3 protein-coding genes are annotated in these 3,698 nt (G+C 59.6%); 1 reads left to right on the plus strand and 2 read right to left on the minus strand.

Annotation, left to right across the window (positions count from 1 at the left end):
- Positions 1-222: 222 nt before the first annotated feature.
- Positions 223-1,497 carry a hypothetical protein gene (locus tag ABX749_RS25665; protein WP_372898516.1) on the minus strand — a complete coding sequence of 425 codons (1,275 nt, stop codon included), beginning with the start codon at positions 1,495-1,497 and terminating at the stop codon, positions 223-225.
- Positions 1,498-1,607: 110 nt separating this feature from the next.
- Here ABX749_RS25665 and ABX749_RS25670 point away from each other — a divergent pair, with 110 nt between their 5' ends.
- The gene (locus ABX749_RS25670) at positions 1,608-2,360 is read left to right on the plus strand and encodes a DUF1080 domain-containing protein (protein WP_372898517.1); all 753 of its coding nucleotides are present in this window, start codon (positions 1,608-1,610) and stop codon (positions 2,358-2,360) included.
- Between the two features lie 121 nt (positions 2,361-2,481).
- Here the strand turns inward: ABX749_RS25670 and ABX749_RS25675 are convergent, their stop codons facing one another.
- Positions 2,482-3,120 (minus strand): PEP-CTERM sorting domain-containing protein, encoded by a 639-nt coding sequence (locus tag ABX749_RS25675; protein WP_372898518.1) that lies wholly within the window; start codon positions 3,118-3,120, stop codon positions 2,482-2,484.
- Between the last annotated feature and the right edge of the window lie 578 nt (positions 3,121-3,698).

Raw genomic sequence — 3,698 nt, forward strand, 5'->3', positions numbered from 1 at the left:
AGTGGGAGAGGTTCGCGACTCGTCATTTTCTCGGATATGATCCGCAGGCTCGCGCCCAACACCGCTACTTCGACAAGATATCGACCAGCGCAGGGCCCGTAGGCTCGCGCCAAACGGCTGATCATCGTTTGACATCAGCCGGTTCGCGCCAGCGTCCGGGCCTCCTCGTTGACGTCAACGTTGCGGTATCGGGCTTGCGCCCTGCCGCCCCTCCGCGGAGCACTAACGCGAGACAGCACCCAGCCAATACCGCTCTGCCTCTCGCTTCAATTCCGCTGCACCGATCAAGAATGTTTCTTGACGTTCCCCGGTCCATCGATCCGAAGCACGTTTCAGCTTTCCACGAATCGCCTGATCCAAATCGTGTCGCTCGGCAAGTTGGACGGCCAGCTCAAGCTGATACCTGGCTTGCGGATAAACGGGCACCCAGCGCCGCTCCAGCGACCATTGCCCGATATCCAAGTCACTCCATCGATCACCATCCGGATCGTCCAAAAAAGCGGCGACGTCACTCGGCATCCGATCGATCGCGGACTGATGGATTTGGATTTCGACGCGGCTGTTGTGTGGCGAGTACAGTGCCCAAGACGTCCAATGATCCCAATACCCCGATCGTTCGGTCAGGGGCAACAGCAAGGCGGCGACGACCGCCAGACGAATCGGCCAGCGTAGCAGATGCCGTGTCGGCAGCGGAACTTGCTGATCGGGTCGCTCCATCGGTCGCGGGGAGACGACAAACAACAACGCTGCCTGGATGGCCAGCAATCCGTTCCATGCCAACACACCCAGGCTGTGCGAGAGGGACCACGGGCCGAGCAACCCGATCAACGTCACGTGCATCGCGATCGCACAGACACCGCCGATTCGGCGTGTCCGGGGAAACGCCAAAGCCATCGCGATCACAAGCTCACCGGTCGGCAACGCAAACGCAAGCCTCGTCGCGGTCGCATCACCCACGCCGCCGATCGGGCTGGCGAGCGTTTGCACCATTTGATGGCCAACGGTGTGAACAAACTGGTAATCAAACTTGCCAGACGCGCTATAGAAATAGATGCTGATCGCAATCGCAATCACCCAGCGACGACCTTCCCGCCACGACATCCCGGCAAACAGGACGGCATACAGCAGCGATTGGTAGGCCCAGGGTTGCAAGCGATGTTGGTCCAGCACGATCAAGACGGCCAACGCTGCGGCAACGCTCCACCAGCACCATCGGTCGGCGCCACGATAGACGGCCGCCGCCAAACCGATCAGCAGGACGGCCAGTGCGACAGTCTCCACCGCGCCGGCCAACCACTCGGCACCGGGCATCGCGATCCAAGGAACGGGCGGAAAACCGGGGTCACGCCCCCAGGGCGGGATCCAGATCGGCAAGGTGACCAGGATCAAAACCGCTAGCCCGATCGCCCACACGCGGGCAAACCGGTTGGCTGCCATCGAGGGCAGCGGGCCCGTCGAAGGTGATGCGGTGTCGGGTTTGTCGGGCGGAAGTGTCACGACTAGACGTCGGGGTTGCGGAGTGATCGGTCATGCGTCAAGCGGCACGCGCCGGACCACGAGGTTACACTACGGCGTTCCAATTCCCCAGCACCTCTCGGAGCATCATCATGCGGCTGCCTCAATCCATCGTCTTGCTGGTTGTCAGCAACCTTCTGTGGAGCGTTTGTGCCTACGCTCAGTACGAGATCGAAGACGGGTACCAGTCCCTGTTCAACGGCCAAGACCTCTCCGGTTGGGTGGTCCCCGAAGGCGACAACGGTCACTGGAAAGTCATCGACGGCGTCATCGATTACGACGCCCGCAGCGAAGCAACCGGCGACCGAAACTTGAAGACTGCCGCGGAGTATGGCGATTTCATTTTGAAGATCGATTGGCGGATCAAGGAAGCCTCTGGGTCGTACGACGTCCCGATCGTGCTGAGCGATGGAAGTTACCTGACCGATGCCGCCGGCCAGAAACTGACGATCAAGATGCCCAATGCCGACTCGGGGATCTACTTGCGAGGTCACCCCCAAGCACAGCTCAATATTTGGCGATGGCCGGTCGGCTCGGGCGAAGTGTATGGGATTCGCAACAACCGGGACACGCCGCCGGAGATCCGCGCCGGCGTCACCCCACGCATCAACGCCGACAAACCGATCGGCCATTGGAATTCGTTTGTGATCATTTTGATCGGAGACCGGGTCACGGTACTCCTGAATGACCACATGGTCCTGGAGCAAGCGAAATTACCGGGAATTCCCGAGCGGGGCCCGATCGTGCTGCAGCACCACGGCGGCCCCGGAAAAGACGGCAAACTCAAGCCCGCCTCCAGCCTGGTTCAATTCAAGAACATCTGGATCAAGTCGCTGGATCAGTGATTCGGCAAGATCCATCAAGGCATGAGCATTGGTCGGCACGCCGCGTTCACCTCATAAAAAAAGCACCACCGATTCACAATCGGTGGTGCCTTGATGAGTGGGTATTCCCAGGGCTTACGTCTTAGCGACGACGGCGACGCAACAACACCATGCAGCCAAGTCCGCTGAGAGCCATTATGGTCGTCGGCTCTGGCACCGAGGTAATCGTAATGGTTCCGGCGTTTGCGAAAAGCTCAGGATCAAGGTTCGTGAACGACGCATCATCGAGAACGTTGTCCGCAGTTGAGCCTGGGTTCGGATCGGTAAACGTAAACGTCGTCGTGCTTCCGCTTTGTTGTACAGTGTAATCGAAGAAGCCAATCAAAGCGTTTCCAGTATCCTTTCCAGGGCGCACCGGTGAAAAGAAATTCACTCCACCGCCCGAGACGACCGTTCCCGCAACGTTGTCAAATGTTGCAGGTGGACCAAAGCTGAATCCTGCGTCCGTCGTCGCATTGGAAACTACGCCCACACCCGTATTGAAATTCGCTTGAAATCCCGCGGTCGTCAGGCCGGTTGCAGCGATTCGGGTGTCACCGGAATCCTGAAAGACGAAAACCGAAAGGCGTACGGTATCGCCCGCGTCAGCGAGCACAACTAAGTTGTCTCTCGCACTGCCCGCAGTTCCATCGGACGAGTACCTCAACACAGCAGCTGCGGAAGCCTGGGAAGCAATTCCCACAGCGAGAGCGAGGGCACAAGGGAACACAAAACGACGCATTACATACTCCAATGACTGCGACTGACGACCTAGAGTCAGGTTCCGATCATACGCAAATCCTACAAACTGTCCAGCTTATTGCCTGCGACTTTGCAGATTTATCCGATTCCAACACCCCCCTCCCATAGTGAACATCCCCGGACCAAATAGAGCTGAAGGCACACGGTGCCCTGATCGTGCAGGATCGCTGGAGTCGCACCGATCGCACCGCACTCGCCACGCCGGCGGCGTGACAAAATTATAGCTTGGGGTCGCAGTATCGCCCCCCCAAGGTCCGGTCATCACCAGCCCGCCACCCCTAACAGGTGAACGCAAGCCACCCAGCCGGTCGTCCGATGCCATTCGCGACGCCCGACAATCTCACGCTATTTGTTGAACGCCGTCGGCGTTCCGGTCCGATTTGCATCCCTCACCCGGGGTGCGCTCGCGCGACCCCGGGCTGTGTTGTGGCACCGCTCTGCGGTGTGACGCCAACGGCGTCGCGGCAACGGGTTATCACCCGCACCGGAATCCGCACCGTCGCGTGCCCCCCATCATCCTACAAACCGCGTCGCGGTTCCACGCCAGCGGCGTGACAC

This window comes from Stieleria sp. (assembly GCF_041595215.1).
In the GTDB taxonomy this organism is placed as follows: Bacteria; Planctomycetota; Planctomycetia; order Pirellulales; family Pirellulaceae; genus Stieleria; species Stieleria magnilauensis.

What these genes read in the sequence shown, in the direction of transcription:
- ABX749_RS25670 (WP_372898517.1), top strand. Translation starts at nt 1,608, where the DNA reads ATGCGGCTGCCTCAATCCATCGTCTTGCTGGTTGTCAGCAACCTTCTG.
- ABX749_RS25675 (WP_372898518.1), bottom strand. Translation starts at nt 3,120, where the DNA reads ATGCGTCGTTTTGTGTTCCCTTGTGCCCTCGCTCTCGCTGTGGGAATT.